Source organism: [Mycobacterium] stephanolepidis (assembly GCF_002356335.1).
Classification (GTDB): Bacteria; Actinomycetota; Actinomycetes; order Mycobacteriales; family Mycobacteriaceae; genus Mycobacterium; species Mycobacterium stephanolepidis.
Genome location: NZ_AP018165.1, coordinates 3,011,116 through 3,026,212 on the forward strand (window position 1 = coordinate 3,011,116; position 15,097 = coordinate 3,026,212).

General features: G+C 61.1%; 21 protein-coding genes. 4 read left to right on the plus strand and 17 right to left on the minus strand.

The genetic code is table 11. The features are described from left to right. Positions 1-101: 101 nt before the first annotated feature. Complete coding sequence (locus MSTE_RS14930) at positions 102-296, minus strand: DUF3046 domain-containing protein (RefSeq protein WP_096502346.1); 195 nt, start codon at positions 294-296, stop codon at positions 102-104. Positions 297-300: 4 nt separating this feature from the next. Next, the gene (locus MSTE_RS14935) at positions 301-1,458 is read right to left on the minus strand and encodes a glycosyltransferase (protein WP_096502348.1); all 1,158 of its coding nucleotides are present in this window, start codon (positions 1,456-1,458) and stop codon (positions 301-303) included. Positions 1,459-1,499: 41 nt separating this feature from the next. On the opposite strand from MSTE_RS14935, the gene MSTE_RS14940 reads away from it, so the two are divergent. The 4 genes from MSTE_RS14940 (at position 1,500) to MSTE_RS14955 (ending at position 3,433) form a co-directional block, all read left to right on the plus strand. Then, a complete protein-coding gene (locus MSTE_RS14940) occupies positions 1,500-1,943 on the plus strand; it encodes a limonene-1,2-epoxide hydrolase family protein (protein ID WP_096502350.1) in 444 nt (147 codons plus the stop codon). A 52-nt stretch (positions 1,944-1,995) separates the two neighbouring features. Next, the gene (locus tag MSTE_RS14945; protein WP_096502352.1) at positions 1,996-2,436 is read left to right on the plus strand and encodes a limonene-1,2-epoxide hydrolase family protein; all 441 of its coding nucleotides are present in this window, start codon (positions 1,996-1,998) and stop codon (positions 2,434-2,436) included. A gap of 24 nt (positions 2,437-2,460) precedes the next feature. Next, the gene (locus MSTE_RS14950) at positions 2,461-2,901 is read left to right on the plus strand and encodes a limonene-1,2-epoxide hydrolase family protein (protein ID WP_096502354.1); all 441 of its coding nucleotides are present in this window, start codon (positions 2,461-2,463) and stop codon (positions 2,899-2,901) included. Positions 2,902-2,998: 97 nt separating this feature from the next. Further along, positions 2,999-3,433 carry a limonene-1,2-epoxide hydrolase family protein gene (locus tag MSTE_RS14955; protein WP_096502356.1) on the plus strand — a complete coding sequence of 145 codons (435 nt, stop codon included), beginning with the start codon at positions 2,999-3,001 and terminating at the stop codon, positions 3,431-3,433. Here MSTE_RS14955 and MSTE_RS14960 read toward each other — a convergent pair. The 15 genes from MSTE_RS14960 to MSTE_RS15030 form a co-directional block, all read right to left on the minus strand. After that, a complete protein-coding gene (locus MSTE_RS14960) occupies positions 3,430-3,597 on the minus strand; it encodes a hypothetical protein (RefSeq protein ID WP_162291328.1) in 168 nt (55 codons plus the stop codon). The two genes, MSTE_RS14955 and MSTE_RS14960, sit on opposite strands and share 4 nt — an antisense overlap. A 103-nt stretch (positions 3,598-3,700) precedes the next feature. After that, positions 3,701-4,528 carry a phage shock envelope stress response protein PspM gene (gene pspM, locus MSTE_RS14965; protein WP_096505924.1) on the minus strand — a complete coding sequence of 276 codons (828 nt, stop codon included), beginning with the start codon at positions 4,526-4,528 and terminating at the stop codon, positions 3,701-3,703. A gap of 119 nt (positions 4,529-4,647) precedes the next feature. Next, the gene (pspA, locus tag MSTE_RS14970) at positions 4,648-5,457 is read right to left on the minus strand and encodes a phage shock protein PspA (protein ID WP_096502358.1); all 810 of its coding nucleotides are present in this window, start codon (positions 5,455-5,457) and stop codon (positions 4,648-4,650) included. A gap of 132 nt (positions 5,458-5,589) precedes the next feature. Continuing rightward, complete coding sequence (gene clgR, locus MSTE_RS14975) at positions 5,590-5,940, minus strand: transcriptional regulator ClgR (protein ID WP_096505926.1); 351 nt, start codon at positions 5,938-5,940, stop codon at positions 5,590-5,592. A 142-nt stretch (positions 5,941-6,082) separates the two neighbouring features. After that, positions 6,083-6,643 carry a hypothetical protein gene (locus MSTE_RS14980; RefSeq protein WP_096502360.1) on the minus strand — a complete coding sequence of 187 codons (561 nt, stop codon included), beginning with the start codon at positions 6,641-6,643 and terminating at the stop codon, positions 6,083-6,085. A gap of 74 nt (positions 6,644-6,717) precedes the next feature. Continuing rightward, positions 6,718-7,086: a hypothetical protein gene (locus tag MSTE_RS14985; protein WP_096502362.1), complete on the minus strand. Its 369-nt coding sequence runs from the start codon at positions 7,084-7,086 to the stop codon at positions 6,718-6,720. A 26-nt stretch (positions 7,087-7,112) separates the two neighbouring features. Continuing rightward, positions 7,113-7,508: a hypothetical protein gene (locus MSTE_RS14990; RefSeq protein WP_231896892.1), complete on the minus strand. Its 396-nt coding sequence runs from the start codon at positions 7,506-7,508 to the stop codon at positions 7,113-7,115. Positions 7,509-7,649: 141 nt separating this feature from the next. After that, complete coding sequence (locus MSTE_RS14995) at positions 7,650-8,246, minus strand: hypothetical protein (RefSeq protein WP_096505930.1); 597 nt, start codon at positions 8,244-8,246, stop codon at positions 7,650-7,652. 40 nt (positions 8,247-8,286) lie between these two features. Then, positions 8,287-8,934 carry a hypothetical protein gene (locus MSTE_RS15000; RefSeq protein ID WP_231896894.1) on the minus strand — a complete coding sequence of 216 codons (648 nt, stop codon included), beginning with the start codon at positions 8,932-8,934 and terminating at the stop codon, positions 8,287-8,289. Positions 8,935-8,969: 35 nt separating this feature from the next. After that, the gene (locus MSTE_RS15005) at positions 8,970-9,926 is read right to left on the minus strand and encodes an MlaD family protein (protein WP_096502364.1); all 957 of its coding nucleotides are present in this window, start codon (positions 9,924-9,926) and stop codon (positions 8,970-8,972) included. After that, a complete protein-coding gene (locus MSTE_RS15010; protein WP_193442099.1) occupies positions 9,923-10,873 on the minus strand; it encodes an MlaD family protein in 951 nt (316 codons plus the stop codon). Before MSTE_RS15010 ends, MSTE_RS15005 begins: the two co-directional genes overlap by 4 nt. Positions 10,874-10,917: 44 nt before the next feature. Next, a complete protein-coding gene (locus MSTE_RS15015) occupies positions 10,918-11,907 on the minus strand; it encodes an MlaD family protein (RefSeq protein WP_231896895.1) in 990 nt (329 codons plus the stop codon). 125 nt (positions 11,908-12,032) lie between these two features. Continuing rightward, positions 12,033-12,947, minus strand: a complete 915-nt coding sequence (locus MSTE_RS15020) for an MlaD family protein (protein WP_096505934.1) — start codon at positions 12,945-12,947, stop codon at positions 12,033-12,035. 44 nt (positions 12,948-12,991) lie between these two features. Next, positions 12,992-13,999: an MlaD family protein gene (locus MSTE_RS15025; RefSeq protein WP_096502368.1), complete on the minus strand. Its 1,008-nt coding sequence runs from the start codon at positions 13,997-13,999 to the stop codon at positions 12,992-12,994. Continuing rightward, positions 13,996-15,081 carry an MlaD family protein gene (locus MSTE_RS15030; protein ID WP_096502370.1) on the minus strand — a complete coding sequence of 362 codons (1,086 nt, stop codon included), beginning with the start codon at positions 15,079-15,081 and terminating at the stop codon, positions 13,996-13,998. The genes MSTE_RS15025 and MSTE_RS15030 overlap by 4 nt, the downstream gene beginning before the upstream one ends. Positions 15,082-15,097: the final 16 nt, after the last annotated feature.

Here is a 15,097-nt window from a genome sequence, read left to right on the forward strand (position 1 = left end):
AGCGATCTACCTGCGCGGATCGTCTCTTCGACTGCAATCAGAGTAAGGCGAACATCTGTTCGAATCAAGCAGGCGCGCCGATGCGGCGTGTCATCGAGTCATCACCACTGATCGCGCGGGACATCGAAATCGGCACATAGCGCCCGCCACACATCCCGCGGCTCTACCCCGTCTTCGACTGCCTGCGACGCCGTCCGTCCACCGAGGGCGGTCAACACATGATCGACCAGCACCGACGAGCCGTAGACCCCACCGAACCGGCCGATGACAAGCTCATGAAACTCCGTCAGACGCACACGGTCACTTTAGGGCCGCCACCACGTCCTGGCACACCCGTACCGGATCTGCGACGTCCGCGGCGCCGGCAGCGGCCCGGCGAGCAGCCTCGGTATAGCGCTGCTCACCCAACACCTTGCCGATCGCCGACGTCATAGCCTCGCAGGTCAGCGGCCGCACCAGCTCAGCACTGCCTTGCCGCACAACGCGATTCGCCAACTCCCATTGGTCACCGCCACCAGGAACAACTACCGCCGGCACCCCGGCCAACAATGCCTTGCTCAGAAAGCCGTGTCCCCCACCGCAAATGGCCAAATCAGCACCGGCGAGCAATAGATCCTGACGCGCCAGCCCGGCAACCGCCCACGAGGGCAGGCCCGATGCGGGCGGATCCAGCGCGGACACAACCACTCGCGCGCCCGCTGAATCCAAAGCCCGTACAGCCAGTTCGGTCATCCCCTCGGCCCCGGTGAAGGCCGTCGACGGCGCGATCACCACCACCGGGCCCGTACCCGGCGGCGGCCGCAGCGCAACGTCGGTGGGCTCCCAATGCAAGGGCCCCACTACGACCGCCTCGTGCGGCCAATCGGGACGCGGCACCTCCAGTGCGGGCAATGTCGCGATCAACCGTCGAACGGGTCCGGGGTCGCGTGCGGGCAATCCGATCTCTACTCGTGCCCACGAGCGCTGCCGCAAACCTTCATCGATCGACCTCTGCGTCAACCGACGCATCAACCCATCACGCAGCCTGCCGCGCAAACCCTCACCGGGAGCCAGCCCACTTCCCAACGGCGGCAATCCTTTTGACGGCAGGTACAACGGATGCGGGTTAAGCTCCGCCCACGGCACACCGAGCAACTCGGCGGCCATGCCTCCACAGGCGGTGATCACATCGGAGACGATGAGATCCGGCGCCAGTTCTCCCAGCTGATCGAGATTGGCCAACGCCATATGGGCTGCCCGCTGATGAATCTTGGCGCCCGCGTCTGCGTCGTCATCGGCAACCCGCGGCTGCAGTCCCAGAAGCTCTACCGATTCAAGGCCGGCGGCGCGGGCCTGATCGAGCCAGCGTGTTCCCGTCAACAACACAGGGTCGTGCCCGGCCGCCGCGAATTTCAGGCATAACGCGATGGCAGGAAAGGCATGCCCGGGATCCGGACCGGCGACCACGGCAACACGCACCGCCCTACCCTGCCACAGCGATTCGGGCTAGGTTGAAACGCATGACCGACGCCACGCTGGCTCCGACCACGTTGACTCCAGCCGAGACCGTCACCCGATTCCTGGAATCCCTGCAAACCAAGGACATCGACTTCGCAGGATCGGTGCTGGCCGAGGACCTCGTCTATCAGAACGTAGGTCTGCCCACCATCTATGGGCGTCGCGCGACTCTTAAGGTGTTCGAGCCACTCACCAGGCCGCAGTTCGGATTCGAAGTGCACATCCACCGCACCACCACCAACGGGAACAGTGTGATGAACGAGCGCCACGACGCCATCGTCATCGGACCACTTCGCCTGCAGTTCTGGGTATGCGGCGTCTTCGAGGTGTCGGACGACGGAAAGATCACCTTGTGGCGCGACTACTTCGACATGTTCGACATGTTCAAGGCCACGGTGCGCGGCCTGGCCGGTATCGCCATCCCCGCACTGCGGCCCGGCTTCTAAGTCTGGTTCAGCCCTCTATCCAAAGCCTTCGACAGCCGCTAGCGTCGGGCGCATGACGGACACTCTCACCACCATCAACCCCACGGAGATCGTGGAAGGCCTCTGGGACGCCATGCGGCTCGGCGATCTGGCGTCCATCGACACCGTCCTGGATGAGAACGTCAGCTGGGAAAATGTCGGCTTGCCTGCGATTCGTGGGCGCTCTTCGGTGATGCGCGCCTTGTCCGGACTCAACCTCCCCGGCGTCGGTTTCGACGTGAAGATTCATCGGATCACCGCCACCGGCAACACGGTGATGACCGAGCGCACCGACATCCTCATCGTCGGTCGTCTACATGTCGGATTCTGGGTCTGCGGGGTGTTCGAAGTGACGCCGCGCGGCACCATCACCCTGTGGCGTGACTACGCGGATGTCCTGAACATCACGGTCGGCTTCGTGCGCGGCCTACTCGGTATCGCCATTCCCGCATTGCGACCAACTCTGGCGCACTGAGATTATCTAACATAAATTAGTCTCATGGTTACCGCGGGATCGCCCACCACACTGGACGCCGGAGCGATTGTCACCCGATTTCTCGAGGCCGTACAGAACGACGACATCGACTTCGCACGAGACGTATTGGACGAGAACATCGTCTATCAAAATGTCGGCCTCCCCACCATCCGCGGCAAACAGGCCGTTCTTCGATTGTTCGGGGCGCTAGAGAACACGTCATTCGGTTTCGAGGTAGACATTCACCGCACCACCACCAACGGCTACACGGTGATGAACGAGCGCCACGACGCCCTGATCTTCGGCCCCCTACGCACACAGTTCTGGGTGTGCGGCGTCTTCGAGGTGAGTGAGCGCGGCACCATCACCCTGTGGCGCGACTACTTCGACTTCGCGGCGGTATCTCGCGCTTTCCTGCGGGGCCTCGTCGGCATCGTGGTGCCGTCACTGCGGGCACGGTTCTGAAAACCGTCGTACGAATCCGCTGACCGAGCCTGGGGTCACACCCCGATATCTGGCCATGCCCCTTCTCCCGCGCCAGGCCGCTCGCTAGCGTTGGCTGATGACCGACATTCTGGCAAGAACCGATCCTACTGCCGCCGTCGAAACCCTTTGGGACGCTGCAGGTCTAGGCGATTTGGCAGTACTCGAGTCCGTCCTCGCCGACGACGTCCGATGGGAGAACGTAGGCCTGCCCGCGGTGCGTGGGCGCAAAGCGGTGCTGCGCGTGCTATCCGCCACGAACTGGCCCGGCGCAGGATTTGGCGTCAAGATTCACCGAATCACCGCCACCGGAAACACCGTGATGACCGAGCGCACCGACGTGATCATCGTGGGCCCGCTACACATCGGATTCTGGGTCGTCGGAGTCACCGAGCACTCGGACGACGGAAAGATCACGCTCTGGCGTGACTACGGCGACGTCCTCAGCGTCACTCTCGGTTTTCTGCGGGGCCTGCTGGGGATAGTTTTCCCGTCCGTACGTCCACGGCTCTAGGGCAGCCGGGATTTGTCCGCATCGGTGACCGCGCGGTACAGCAAGACACCGCCGAGAATCACCAGACCCGCCACCAGCATCGGTACCACGAGCTTGAAGATGGCGCCCACGACCAGAAATGCCAGCCACACGACCAGGAGCACGCCAATGATCTTCCACAACACAGGTACCCACCGTTCTCTCGACTCACTGCGATAGAAGCAAGCCTGGCAGGGAGATCGACACCTGAGGAACCCCGGAACTCGAAGATCAGGGAAAGATCGGGGATTACCCTGACAGCTGGCCGAGCTCGTCGAGGGCGCCCGCCCACCCGGTGAGACGGTCGGTCGCCGACACCAGGTCATCGAGAAGCGGATCGCGTGACATCGGCGATGCGAGGACCGCCCCGCCATTTCCGGCCGACACCAACTGCGCTGCTGCGGTGACCAACTCGTTGTACTGACGCACACCGGTGTCGAGTTGCGCGGTGAACGCGCTGATAGTCGGTTGCAGATACTCACGGGTATGCGGTGCCGCGACCGCAGCGCGCTCCATGGACACCACTTCCTTGGCGGTCGCGGCCATCACATATGCAGCCTGATTGGCCGCCGCAAGAATCTGCCGCCCCTCGCTGTCGGGAATCATGTTGCCGCGCTCCACCACTCCCAGCAGAGAGAACAGCGAGCGCTCGGCCGCATCCAGGGCCGCCATGGGCGGACGCGCCACCGAACCTATTGACGGCAACCGTCGTTCCACCCCGGGGCGCGGCGGCGGCAACGGCTCAGCCTTGAGGTATCGGTACCGCACAAACAGATACGTGGCCGGAATCGCACAACCGGCGGTGAGCAGCGCCGGGATGATCAGCAGCCAGGGCGGTGCGCCGGTGGTCGCGAGCACCGTGGTGACAAGCAGCCCGGCCGCGCAGGCCAGCGCCCAGCGGATACTCCACCGCTTGGCCCGCAGCCGCTTCCGCAGCAGTTTCTCGCGTTTGTCGGACATCACGCGCATGCGTGCGGCGAGTTCCTCGCCTAGATCGTTGACGTTGTTGACCACACGGCGCAGCAGCTGCTCCCAGCCTCCTTGCACCGCGGTGCGACGGGGCGGCTGGGGTGTCATGTTCACATTGTGCCCGAAAATTCGGCGGTCGCCGAGTGTGAATTGTCCATACAACAAATCCGCCGAGTGGGCGCGGCTGCGACCCCACTCGGCGGATTGAAGCGGAAAAAGAGAGAAAACTACTGCTGGCCCAGCGGATTGGCGGGGTTGGCCTGCTCTGGTGCCGTCGCAGGCGCCGAGGTCGCCGTGCCACCGGTGGGCAAGGCCTCACCCTTCATGGAGGCGCGGATCTGCTCCAGACGCGAATGCCCGGCCATCTGCACACTTGCCTGCTGTACCTCGATCATGCGGCCCTGCACCGAGTTCTGTGCCAGCTCGGCCTGACCGAGGGCGTTGGCGTAGCGGCGCTCGATCTTGTCGCGCACCTCGTCCAGGCTCGGGGTGTTGCCTGGGGCGGCAAGCTCGCTCATCGACCGAAGCGACGCGGACACCTGCTCCTGCATCTTGGCCTGCTCCAGCTGGCTCAGCAGCTTGGTCCGCTCGGCGATCCGCTGCTGCAGCATCATCGCGTTCTGCTCAACGGCCTTCTTGGCCTGGGCCGCGGCGGCGAGCGCCTGGTCGTGCAGCGCCTTGAGGTCCTCGACGCTCTGCTCGGCGGTGACCAGCTGGGCGGCGAACGCCTCGGCGGCGTTGTTGTACTCGGTCGCCTTGGATGCATCTCCCGAGCCGGTGGCCTGATCGGCCAAGGTCAGCGCCTGACGAACGTTGACCTGAAGTTTCTCAACGTCGGCCAGCTGACGGTTGAGGCGCATCTCCAGCTGGCGCTGATTCCCGATCACCGAGGCGGCCTGCTGCGAGAGCGCCTGGTGGTTCCGCTGGGCCTCCTCGATGGCCTGCTGAATCTGCACCTTGGGGTCTGCGTTCTCGTCAATCTTCGCGTTGAACAGTGCCATCAGGTACTTCCACGCCTTGACGAACGGGTTAGCCATGAGATCGATCCGCCTTCTGCTTGGATGCCGGTAGTCGTCGCCACCTACGACTGCGTGGGTCCCAACTTATCTGTTGCATGCCGATCCCCACACCCCCTACGGGGCGCAAAACAATGCGACCGCCACAGTAAGTTAGGCGGCTGCCATTGCGCGAACCTGCGGAATGACCACCTTGGTCGCGACATCGATCCCACTGAGTGAGCCGGCCGCTGTCGTCACTGCCGGCTGCGGAGCCGCGGCGGCAGCCTCGCGATGCGCCAGCCTCGCGCTGACCTCGGATAACACCTCCGACAGCGGGACATCGAGCGCGCCGCAGATCGCGGCCAGCAGCTCGCTGGAGGCTTCCTTGCGGCCACGTTCCACCTCGGACAGATATCCCAGGCTGACGCGCGCCGAGTCCGATACCTCACGCAACGTTCTCCCCTGCCCGGATCGAGCGTTCCGCAGGGTGTCGCCGATGGCTTCTCGAAGCAACAACGCCATGTGTCTCTCCTTTGCGTCCTGAACGTCGGCGTCCATACCGCGTAGTAGTTGAGTCTGCCTTGCTCAACGTTGCCGCGCACGCGGAGGTTCCCGGAAATTTAGGTGACAGACGCCTCAACGCAGTCTGTTATGCGGTCCTGATTCACCGGTAACAGCGCCCCCCACCGGGCGGACTGCACGAAGCCGGCCCCAGTTCCGTCCAGCTCAAATCCGTCCAGGCGGCCGACAGCCAGGTCCTGGTGGGCTCTAGGACGAAACGCATCGGGCCACGCTCGCAGTAGGTTCGCCCGTCGGGGGTTACCGCACAAGTTGTCCCCTGATGGGTGATCTTGCTGCGCGCCGGCAAGGGCTGTCCTGCTTCCGCGGCAGGGAATCTGACGGCCATGGACCAGTCGTAGTGCACTGCCCGGTCGCCATCGATCCAGCCGATGTGGCTAGTTCCCGCCGGGGCTCCTGGGATCACGCCGGAGCAGCCGAAGCTGCCCCGCCCCCAAATACCGCAGTTCTGTCCGGCCGGTCCGATGAACCACACCCCGCCAGGCTGAGCGAAATCGTTGGCGTTGAGCTCGTCGTAGTACCGAACATCGGGGAACGGATCAGGGACAACTTCCGGTGGCGGTGGCTCGGCGTGAGCCGCTGCCACCGGGCCCACGACGAGAAGGAGCGAACTCAGGGCGACCATTGCCCTGCAGCGACGTTTCATGGCCGATGCTCCATATCCCGATCGTCTACCGCGACATCGCCCTCAGCATCTGTATCCCGAATCATCATGGCGTCCTATGTGATCCGCGGAGTGACGCCGTAACACGCGGCATTGCCAACGTCCATGGTGTTCTGACAGATGACCTTCCCCTGGTAGATGATCCGTACCGTCACCCACCGAGCCACAGCCGCGGAAGATCGCCAATCCGCCCGCACCTGGCTGCCTTCCGGAGGCGCACCACGGGCCGAACGCACCAATGCGTCGGTGCGCCACGGCAGTGCCGCACTCACGACGGCTAACCGGCCGGTTGCGGCCTGATACTCGATATTCGCAACCTGAACGCTGTCGGACAGAACTTCATAGACGACAGGATCATCCGCCCACGCCTCAGGTGGCGGAGCCAACAGCATGAGCATCGCCACGCCACACGCCGTCGCAGTCATGGGACGTCTCATAGCCTTCCCTGGATTCATGTCGCCACCAAAACAACCACGACAAGGGTGAAGTCCGATTGTTCTTCGTAGAGGCGGCTCACTCCGAAATCGGTGTAGGCGCAGTCGGGGAACGCGTCACGTCCCTCCAGCAACACCCCTTTGATGGCATCCGCCACGTTGCGTCCCGCGCCCTGAAACGATGCAGTCCTGCTCGCGTTGACACCGAGATCCTTCACAATCGCCTTCTGGTGCGGCTCGTCGGCCGGGACATTCTCGGCTGTGTGGTTGAGGTATGAGTAGGTGGAGCGGTTGATGATGTCAGCGGCGTGCTCTACGGCCGGGTTGTAGCGCAGCGGTGTACACGAGGTGCCGCCGCGTGCATCGACGACAGCCTGCGTCACTTCGGGTGCGGGTTCTGCGATGGCCGGCACAGCGAAAATAGTTGCGGCACTGCAGATCGTTAACGAAGCAACAACTACGATGACGGGCCCCGGTGTTGAACCACGGCGCGCTCTACCGAACTCCGCTGTCGGCATGTGCATCTCCTCGTCGTTCGCGTCCAACGGTGATACTCAGCTGCAGGCATGGGAACGATGGATCTTGCTTCCCCAGTGCATGACCCGGTGGTACGACGGTCCCGTGAACCAGGTCGGTTGACGTGCCTTGATGCCGTTACCGACATTGGACAATTGCTGCCACAGACCGAAGAAGCTATCCCCTTGGTATATAGGGAAATACATATCACCCGCGTGGTCATAGCTCTGGGTGAGTGCCTGCGCCCGCGGAGCCAGGAAATCCACCGACTGGTCAATGTTGGCGATGACGATATCCGCCTGCTCCTGGACCCCGGGAGCATCGTAGTGGCCGTTGTTGCGAACCAAACTGTCGTTGAGTCCCTCGATTTGATGTTTCACGGCATCGTATTGGGCGTCGAACCACTGACACATCTCTCGTACCGCGTTGACATCCACAGACGTCACGTATCGACTCGTCTGATCGAACGGAAACGGAAACTGCGGTTGCCAATTGCTGGCCACCGGAGTGATCACGGGCAGCCGCTGCGGCTGGTCGAAGTGGGCAACTGGGTCGTAGCCGCCACCCGGATCAGCACTGGCTGCCGCCGTCAGAACCTCCCCCGAACAAATCAGTGTCGCGACCACAACGGCCATCAACCGGCTACTCCAGATGCGAATCATCATGCTACCGAGGCTATTTGCCAAGAGCAGAGTCGATACCACCAACGTCGGTGATCTGCCAGTCGTTGTTGCTGTCGATCGTGATGCTGTACGTAGCAGTGGACTGCAGCCCCTCGGGCGCCTGCATCGTCTTGGTGAGCACGCTGACGAATGCATCGACGGTGAATATGCCACCGGCGTCCGAGCGAACCTTTGCAGCCAATGGCTTGGCCGTCGACTTCCAATGCAAAGGCGCCAGAATCTGCTCCATCGAGTCAGCAGCCTTTGTCAGCTTCTCCTTCAGGTCCGGGGAAGTTCCGTTGACCAGCTTGACTTTCCACGCCTTGAAGTCCTGGTAATCCATATCTGCGGCATTCGTGGCATAGCCAGTAGCGATCTCTTCGGCCCGCACTCTATTGCCGGCACCCACGGCCTGCTCGTCCAACTTCTGCTGCGCACCGGCATACAGCCAGCCAAGCGCAACCGCAACGCCGGTCAGCAGGAAGATCACGACCGCGACGATCACGCTGCGCAGCGTGAAGGACACCTGTCGTGGCTGCTTAGCCGACAGACTCGCACGACCGCCTGCGGCAGTCACATCGGCAGGCGGATCGTCTGGCTGAGCCCGGTCATGACTCTCCGTCACAGGCGTGCTTTCGGGTTCGGTATCGACAACTGACATGAAACTTCCTTTCGGGTTATCGGAGTGGCCTCGGCCTAGCGGTCGGGCATGGATACACGAAGGGTGATCGCGCCGTCTTCGGGTATGCCTGATAATGCGTTACTCAGGATTTGTGCCGTGTCGAAGTTCATCAACGCTCCCCCGATTCCCTGGAACTGCGGAAGTAGTGCATTACCAATAACTTTGAGATCAGGCGCCCGGGTGTCCAGAAAGTTTTGGAGGCGCGCGAGGAACTTTTGAAACAGCTGAACGTTGTGCGGATTGTTCCAGGCGACAACATTCATCATGGCGGTAAATGCGCCCGATATTCCATCTCCTACAGACCGCAACGGCGGCCCGATTTCTGCCAACGTGGGGCCGACCCACCCAGCATTGCGCAGCAGATTTTGAAGATTGCCAAGAAGTTCCTGCCCTTTTCCGTCCATGCTCATCATCATGTTTCGGGTAAGCAAACTCGCGCGCGATAGGTTGGGTAGCACGCGGCCTGGATCCGGCAAGGAAGCGTCCGCTTCATTCAGGATCCTTTTGAGCTGCGCAGGATCCATCTGGTTGAGTACGCGGACCACCGTGGCGGCAAGTTGTGAGATCGAGGGCGGCACAGTTACCGTCTGCGCCGCGATGCGCTGACCGTCCGTCAGCACAGGGCCGTCATCGGACCGCGGCCGAAAGCCGACGTAGGCTTCACCGAGCGCAGAAAAATTATCCAGACGCACATCACTGTCGACGGGAACGCGCTGCCCGGGGTCGAGATAGAAATCGATGGTGGCATTGCTCACCGAGGTCGAAACACCGGTCACCTTGCCAATGGCCACACCGCGCAGCAGCACACTGGAGCCAACCACCACACCTTCGCTATCCGGTACGTCCATCGTGAGATTGATGCGATTCTTCGGTAACCCCAGCCGGATACCGAACGACCCGATGTATGTAAGCGCGACCGCGATAATCATCGCGAACATTGCGAAGGACAGTATGTTCTTGGCGACTCTCATGGCGTCGCTCCCAGTATGCGCAGCACATCCTGTACGTTGCCAATCATTTCGCGCCCGTCGGGCCCGGATATCGAGGTGATGTTGATTGCGGGGTACTTATCGACGGGAAAGAAGTCCTCGATGAACAACTTTCGCCATTTAGGCGCTTCGTCTTCGAAGCTCCATTTGCTCTGTTGAACCGCTCCAACCGCATTGCTCAGCGATCTAAGCAACGGAACCAGCCAGAACCCTCCGCTGTAAATACTCCCGACCGACGGAAGTACAGTGCCGATGTAGCTTGCAACCACTGTCGACCGGTCGAATCCCAGCATGCCTTCCGGCGAGAACCAGTACCTGTATGTAGGCAGGTTGCGGCTCATCACATCGGTAGTTCTCGATACGCCGTCAAGCCATTTGTCGACCATATCCACGTTGTTGGAAAGGTCCGCCAGGTCCACCGCAACCCGGCTCACCAGGTTGCGCAGGTCTTCTCGATTCGACGGGGTCACACGGTTGATGCCGATGATCGTGTCCTGCACCCGCTGGATCGCTCCACTGCCAACGAAGTTCGCCATATTCGCCAATGTGTCTTCAAGCTGCGGCGGAGACACTGTTTGCGCCAAAGGGATTCGGCCGCCATCGACCACCAGTGGCGTCGGGTCACCTGCCTGGGGACGTGTGAGCGCAACGTAGGTATCACCCAGCACCGTGGATTGCTGAAGTGTCGCACGAACATTCGCCGGGATGTTGATGCCAGGATCGATCTGCGATGTCACATCAACGTGATCGCTTTTGAGATCGACCTTGGTGACCACCCCCACTGTGGCGCCGTCTTGGACCACTTTCGCCCGGTTCGGCAGATTCAGGACACTGGCAAATTCCAGAACAACGTCATAGCCACCCCGATGGTTACCGCCTGGCTGGGGTATCGAGTTCACCGACAGCGATGAGCAAGAAACGACCAACATGGCTGTCGCGGCCCCGGCAACCGCTGCCCGGATTTGACGGCGGCTCACGAGTGGCCAGCCTGCTGGAGTACGTACTGCAGCAGCGCAACGTCGACGGCGTAAGGCTGGCCGTTCGCGTCCGCGCAGCTGCCGGGCATCGACGCATTCATCGCGCCGCAGAGTGCCAGCTTGTCGTGGGTTGCGACACGGAACAATGGCGGTCGGTACGCGATGTTGAACGTGCCGAACTGTTTGGCGTTAAAGTGATTTGCCGCCGTGTTGATCCACCAAGGCACCCCGTTGAACACGCCGGCAAGGGCATTGGCATGCGGGCTGATTTTCCGTAGGGCATTGCTCACTCTGTCCAATGTGATCTGTGTTTCGTCGCCTAGTCTGGATTCCAGTGTGGCGACCAATTCCATAAGTGGGCCAACCTTTCCGATGGCGTCCGCACCGACCAGTCGAGTCGCGCCGTCCAGCGCAGTCACGATGTCTACGGTCGTGGTCGGTGCATCCAGCAGAATCTCCTTCATCGGCCCTGTGATGTCTTCCAACGCCGATGTCAGCTGCGCGGTGTTCCGAACGATCGAGCCGATGTTGCTGATCTGCCGATCGGGGCCATCGAGCAAGTCGGACGACACGGTCAGCAAGCGGCCGAACCCTGCTCCATTGTTGTGTGCCAATTGATCTAACCCACGAACTGTGTCTGCGATGTTCTCCGAGCCGCTGGAGTTGATGGCGTTAAGGAAGATGTCCGCCGACCCAATGATCTCCGACAACGATTTCGGTGACACAGACCGATTGAGCGGGATACAACTGGCGGCGTTGAGCCGTGGTCCTCCGGAGTAATTGCCGACCAGTTCCAGGGAGCGATCCGCGAGGATTGAGGTCGACCGGATGATCGCCTTGACGTCGCCGGGGAATTCACGTCCTCCGGTTATGGAGAAGCCAACGCGGACATGGCTGGGACCTGGCTGGATCGAGACGATTTTGCCTATGCGGTAACCCATCTGAGTGACGGGGTTACCTACATAGAGCCCGATCGCGTCCGGCATGAACGCACAGTACGAGGCTTCATGCCGAGCTAGCGGTGCGCATGACGAGTTGGCACCGATGGCCACGACCGCTACCGCGGTGGCCACGATGCAACGGAGAGTTCGACGAACCGCGATAACATTCATCAGCAACCGCTTCCAGGCATCGGTATGCACAAATCGGTGGCGAGCAACTCTGGACGAGCGTTCTGCGCGTCCAGGACGCGCTCGAGCTTGTCACGCACCCGGCGCAGTCGAGGGACGAGTCTGCTGTTGTTATCGACCCACCGTCGAACTCGGTTCTGCCACTCGCGAACTTTCTGGATGAACTCCTCACGGTGGTTGACCCAGAATTTGCCAGTAGGCGCCAGAATCGCATCCGAGACGTCACCCATGCCCTTCATGGCACCAGCAAATCCCTTGCCGTACAGCACAAGTGTCTGCTCCATGATCGAAATTTTCAGGATGAGATCCTTGAGCTTGTCGCGGTAGCCGGACAATGACTCGATGTATTCGTCCGAGAGATCAAGGATCTGCGAGATCTGCCCGCGCTGCTTGTCGATCGTCTCCGTCAGAGCATTGCCTGCGTTGACAACCGCCGATAGCGTCTCCACGTTGGTTCCGCTCAGGCCGGCCTGAATTTTGTCCAGCGATTCACGGATCGGCTTCGGATTGACGTTCTCGGTAATCTTGGTGGCACCGGCCAGTGCTTTCATCAGGTTGTAGGGCATGGTCACCCGTTCAAGTGGAATAGACTTCTGTCCCAACGGTTTGTCGCCCAGCGACACCAGGTTCACGTAGTAGCCACCGATCACCGTGAGCATACGAACCTGAACTTGTGACTGATCGCCGACGAAGGCGTCTTTCTCCACACTCAGGCGAACCTGAACCTGATTCGGCTCGATCGCGAGGCTGTCCACCTTTCCGACGGTGATACCGGCGATGCGCACACTGTCGCCTGGCCGCACCGATGCGGCGTCGTCTGTGTAGAAAACCACCGGCCGATGGTTGAGTGGGTTGATATAGATGATGCCGGCGGCCAACGCCACCATCGCGACCATGCCTAACGCGAGCACGCCGACAATCGTCGGATTTGTGAGCTTCTTTAGCGATTGCACAGGACCACCCGTTGACCGTTCAGTAGTACGTCCATCGACTCAGGCAATTGCGCCCGTCCACGGGAGCACGGCACCGGCATTCCGGGAGGCCCGGGCGGCTCGACGTTGTCCCACATCACCGGTACGCGTTTGAATGCATCGCTGTAGTCGTCAAACACCGTGATCGCCCGGTCAATCCCCTTGTCCATATCTGCTTTCCCCGGGGTGAAGCCTGCATTGGCCAGCAGCTGAACCGTCACAGACGTGAACTCCGGCCCGTATAACTCGGACTTTCGGAACTCGTCGATCACCGCGAGTGCGTTGTCCACAGGCCGATTTACCCAGTCCAGGATCTGTAGTAGATCTCTGGAATGCCCGCCGAACGTTTCCGCGATCGCGCTGAGGTTGCGCATCAGAGTTGCGATGACCTGCTGTCGATCGGCCACGAACTGGGTCAGCTTGCGGACGCTATCCAGCATCGGTCCAAGGCCGCCACCATTGCCCTCCATAAACGAAGCGACATTGTCCGTGAAGTTGTCGATATCGCTGGGGCTCAAGGTCGCCAAGACCGGTTGCAACCCGTTGAACAAGGTGGTGACGTCAAACGAAGAATGAGTCATGCTCAACGGAATTCGAGCCACCACGTTCTCACTGGGTGCGTAATCAACAGGATCAGCGAGATCGAGATAGCGCAGCCCGGTGAGCGACTGGAACTTAATCGCCAGCCGCGTCTTGGATACCACGGCGTAGCGCTTGTCCAGGCTCAATTCCACCTCAGCAATGCTCTGCCCTTCCTTGCGCACCAGCCGTATGCCCTTGACTTTGCCGACACGCACCCCACGAAAACGAACATCCGCATCCAGGCTCAGACCGGAGGCATCGGTGAACTCTGCTGTATAGGAGCGGGTTTCACTGGAAACGGGTTGTCGCAATACGTTGATGATCAAGATCAGCAGCACGGTGCCAATGGCACCGCTGACCATGAAACGCCACAGTGCAGCCTTGGGTTTGATCATGGGCCACCCATCGCACTAATCGGTGCCTGCACACCGGGTATCTGATCGAGCACGATATGAACCTGCAAAGCACGCTGTTCCGGTGATCCTCCGTACAGCTTCTCGAAACGTGTCCTCAATTCCACCAAGGTGTCGCTGAGGCCCGCAGGTGTTACCAGACCAGGCACCGTGTCGGTGAGTGTCCGGATCACGTTGACCACCGGAAGCAACTCGCCGGTGTGTGATGACAACAGCTTTCCGACAGCTCCGAAAAACCCCTTCGCAAGCAGATCAATGGACGGCAATGCTCGTTTGTTCCAAAATTCTTCAGTGACAGGCATTCCGGGTTCGGCCACAACCGGGACGACATCTTGCCCGGGCATCGCGTTCGCCGCAGACATGTTGAAGTTCACAAAACCTGAGCGCTGATTGAAGCCGTAACCCGCAACGGTGGCCGCGTCCACGAACCCTGGGAATGCCACACTGATTCCCGCGGTGTTCCTCAGCAGCTGCTCGGTGCTGACTGTCTGGACCGCCGCAACCGAACGGGCCGCGGTTATCACAGCCTCGATCAGAGGATTGAGCCCATCGGTGTAGCGAGTGGCCCGGTTAATCACATCAACAAGCTGCGGGCTCACTAGACCGTTGGTAATCTCGCCCGCCCTATACAGCAGCGCCTGCAGCGTGAAGTTGCCCTGCGGCGTGGCGGTGATGTGCATGCCGTTGTGCAGTGGCTTACCGCCCTGGCCTGCAACCAAATTGATACCGGTTACGCCAAAGTAGTTGGCGGGACGGAAGTCCACGCCCATCGTGTCCGTCAATCCCGCGGTGGGGCCGGCCTCCAGGTCGACATCGAGCCGGACCCTGCCATTGGCGCGAGTTGATACGCCGGCGACATTTCCGACAGTTACGCCGTGCATCATCATGGGGGCCCCCGCCGTCACCCCCTCGCCGACGTACGGCAGGTCAATCACGATAGATAGGCGGTTCGCCGACCGACCGGCCCACGGGTTGACGGCAATGCATAGTCCTAGTGCGGCAATACATAAGACCACCGCGAGACCGATGATGCTCAGCCTGCGCGCTTCAGCCTCTGCCGACATGCGAAACAACACGGTG

Excerpts from the sequence above, each read along its gene's own strand:
- MSTE_RS14945 (WP_096502352.1), top strand. The coding sequence starts at position 1,996 with ATGACGGACACTCTCACCACCATCAACCCCACGGAGATCGTGGAAGGC.
- MSTE_RS15015 (WP_231896895.1), bottom strand. The coding sequence starts at position 11,907 with ATGCCGGACGCGATCGGGCTCTATGTAGGTAACCCCGTCACTCAGATG.
- pspA (WP_096502358.1), bottom strand. The coding sequence starts at position 5,457 with ATGGCTAACCCGTTCGTCAAGGCGTGGAAGTACCTGATGGCACTGTTC.
- MSTE_RS14995 (WP_096505930.1), bottom strand. The coding sequence starts at position 8,246 with ATGGCCGTTGTGGTCGCGACACTGATTTGTTCGGGGGAGGTTCTGACG.
- pspM (WP_096505924.1), bottom strand. The coding sequence starts at position 4,528 with ATGACACCCCAGCCGCCCCGTCGCACCGCGGTGCAAGGAGGCTGGGAG.
- MSTE_RS15000 (WP_231896894.1), bottom strand. The coding sequence starts at position 8,934 with ATGTCAGTTGTCGATACCGAACCCGAAAGCACGCCTGTGACGGAGAGT.
- MSTE_RS14940 (WP_096502350.1), top strand. The coding sequence starts at position 1,500 with ATGACCGACGCCACGCTGGCTCCGACCACGTTGACTCCAGCCGAGACC.
- MSTE_RS14955 (WP_096502356.1), top strand. The coding sequence starts at position 2,999 with ATGACCGACATTCTGGCAAGAACCGATCCTACTGCCGCCGTCGAAACC.
- MSTE_RS15025 (WP_096502368.1), bottom strand. The coding sequence starts at position 13,999 with ATGATCAAACCCAAGGCTGCACTGTGGCGTTTCATGGTCAGCGGTGCC.
- MSTE_RS14980 (WP_096502360.1), bottom strand. The coding sequence starts at position 6,643 with ATGAAACGTCGCTGCAGGGCAATGGTCGCCCTGAGTTCGCTCCTTCTC.
- clgR (WP_096505926.1), bottom strand. The coding sequence starts at position 5,940 with ATGGCGTTGTTGCTTCGAGAAGCCATCGGCGACACCCTGCGGAACGCT.
- MSTE_RS14985 (WP_096502362.1), bottom strand. The coding sequence starts at position 7,086 with ATGACTGCGACGGCGTGTGGCGTGGCGATGCTCATGCTGTTGGCTCCG.
- MSTE_RS15020 (WP_096505934.1), bottom strand. The coding sequence starts at position 12,947 with ATGGTCGCGATGGTGGCGTTGGCCGCCGGCATCATCTATATCAACCCA.
- MSTE_RS15005 (WP_096502364.1), bottom strand. The coding sequence starts at position 9,926 with ATGAGAGTCGCCAAGAACATACTGTCCTTCGCAATGTTCGCGATGATT.
- MSTE_RS14950 (WP_096502354.1), top strand. The coding sequence starts at position 2,461 with ATGGTTACCGCGGGATCGCCCACCACACTGGACGCCGGAGCGATTGTC.
- MSTE_RS15030 (WP_096502370.1), bottom strand. The coding sequence starts at position 15,081 with ATGTCGGCAGAGGCTGAAGCGCGCAGGCTGAGCATCATCGGTCTCGCG.
- MSTE_RS15010 (WP_193442099.1), bottom strand. The coding sequence starts at position 10,873 with ATGTTGGTCGTTTCTTGCTCATCGCTGTCGGTGAACTCGATACCCCAG.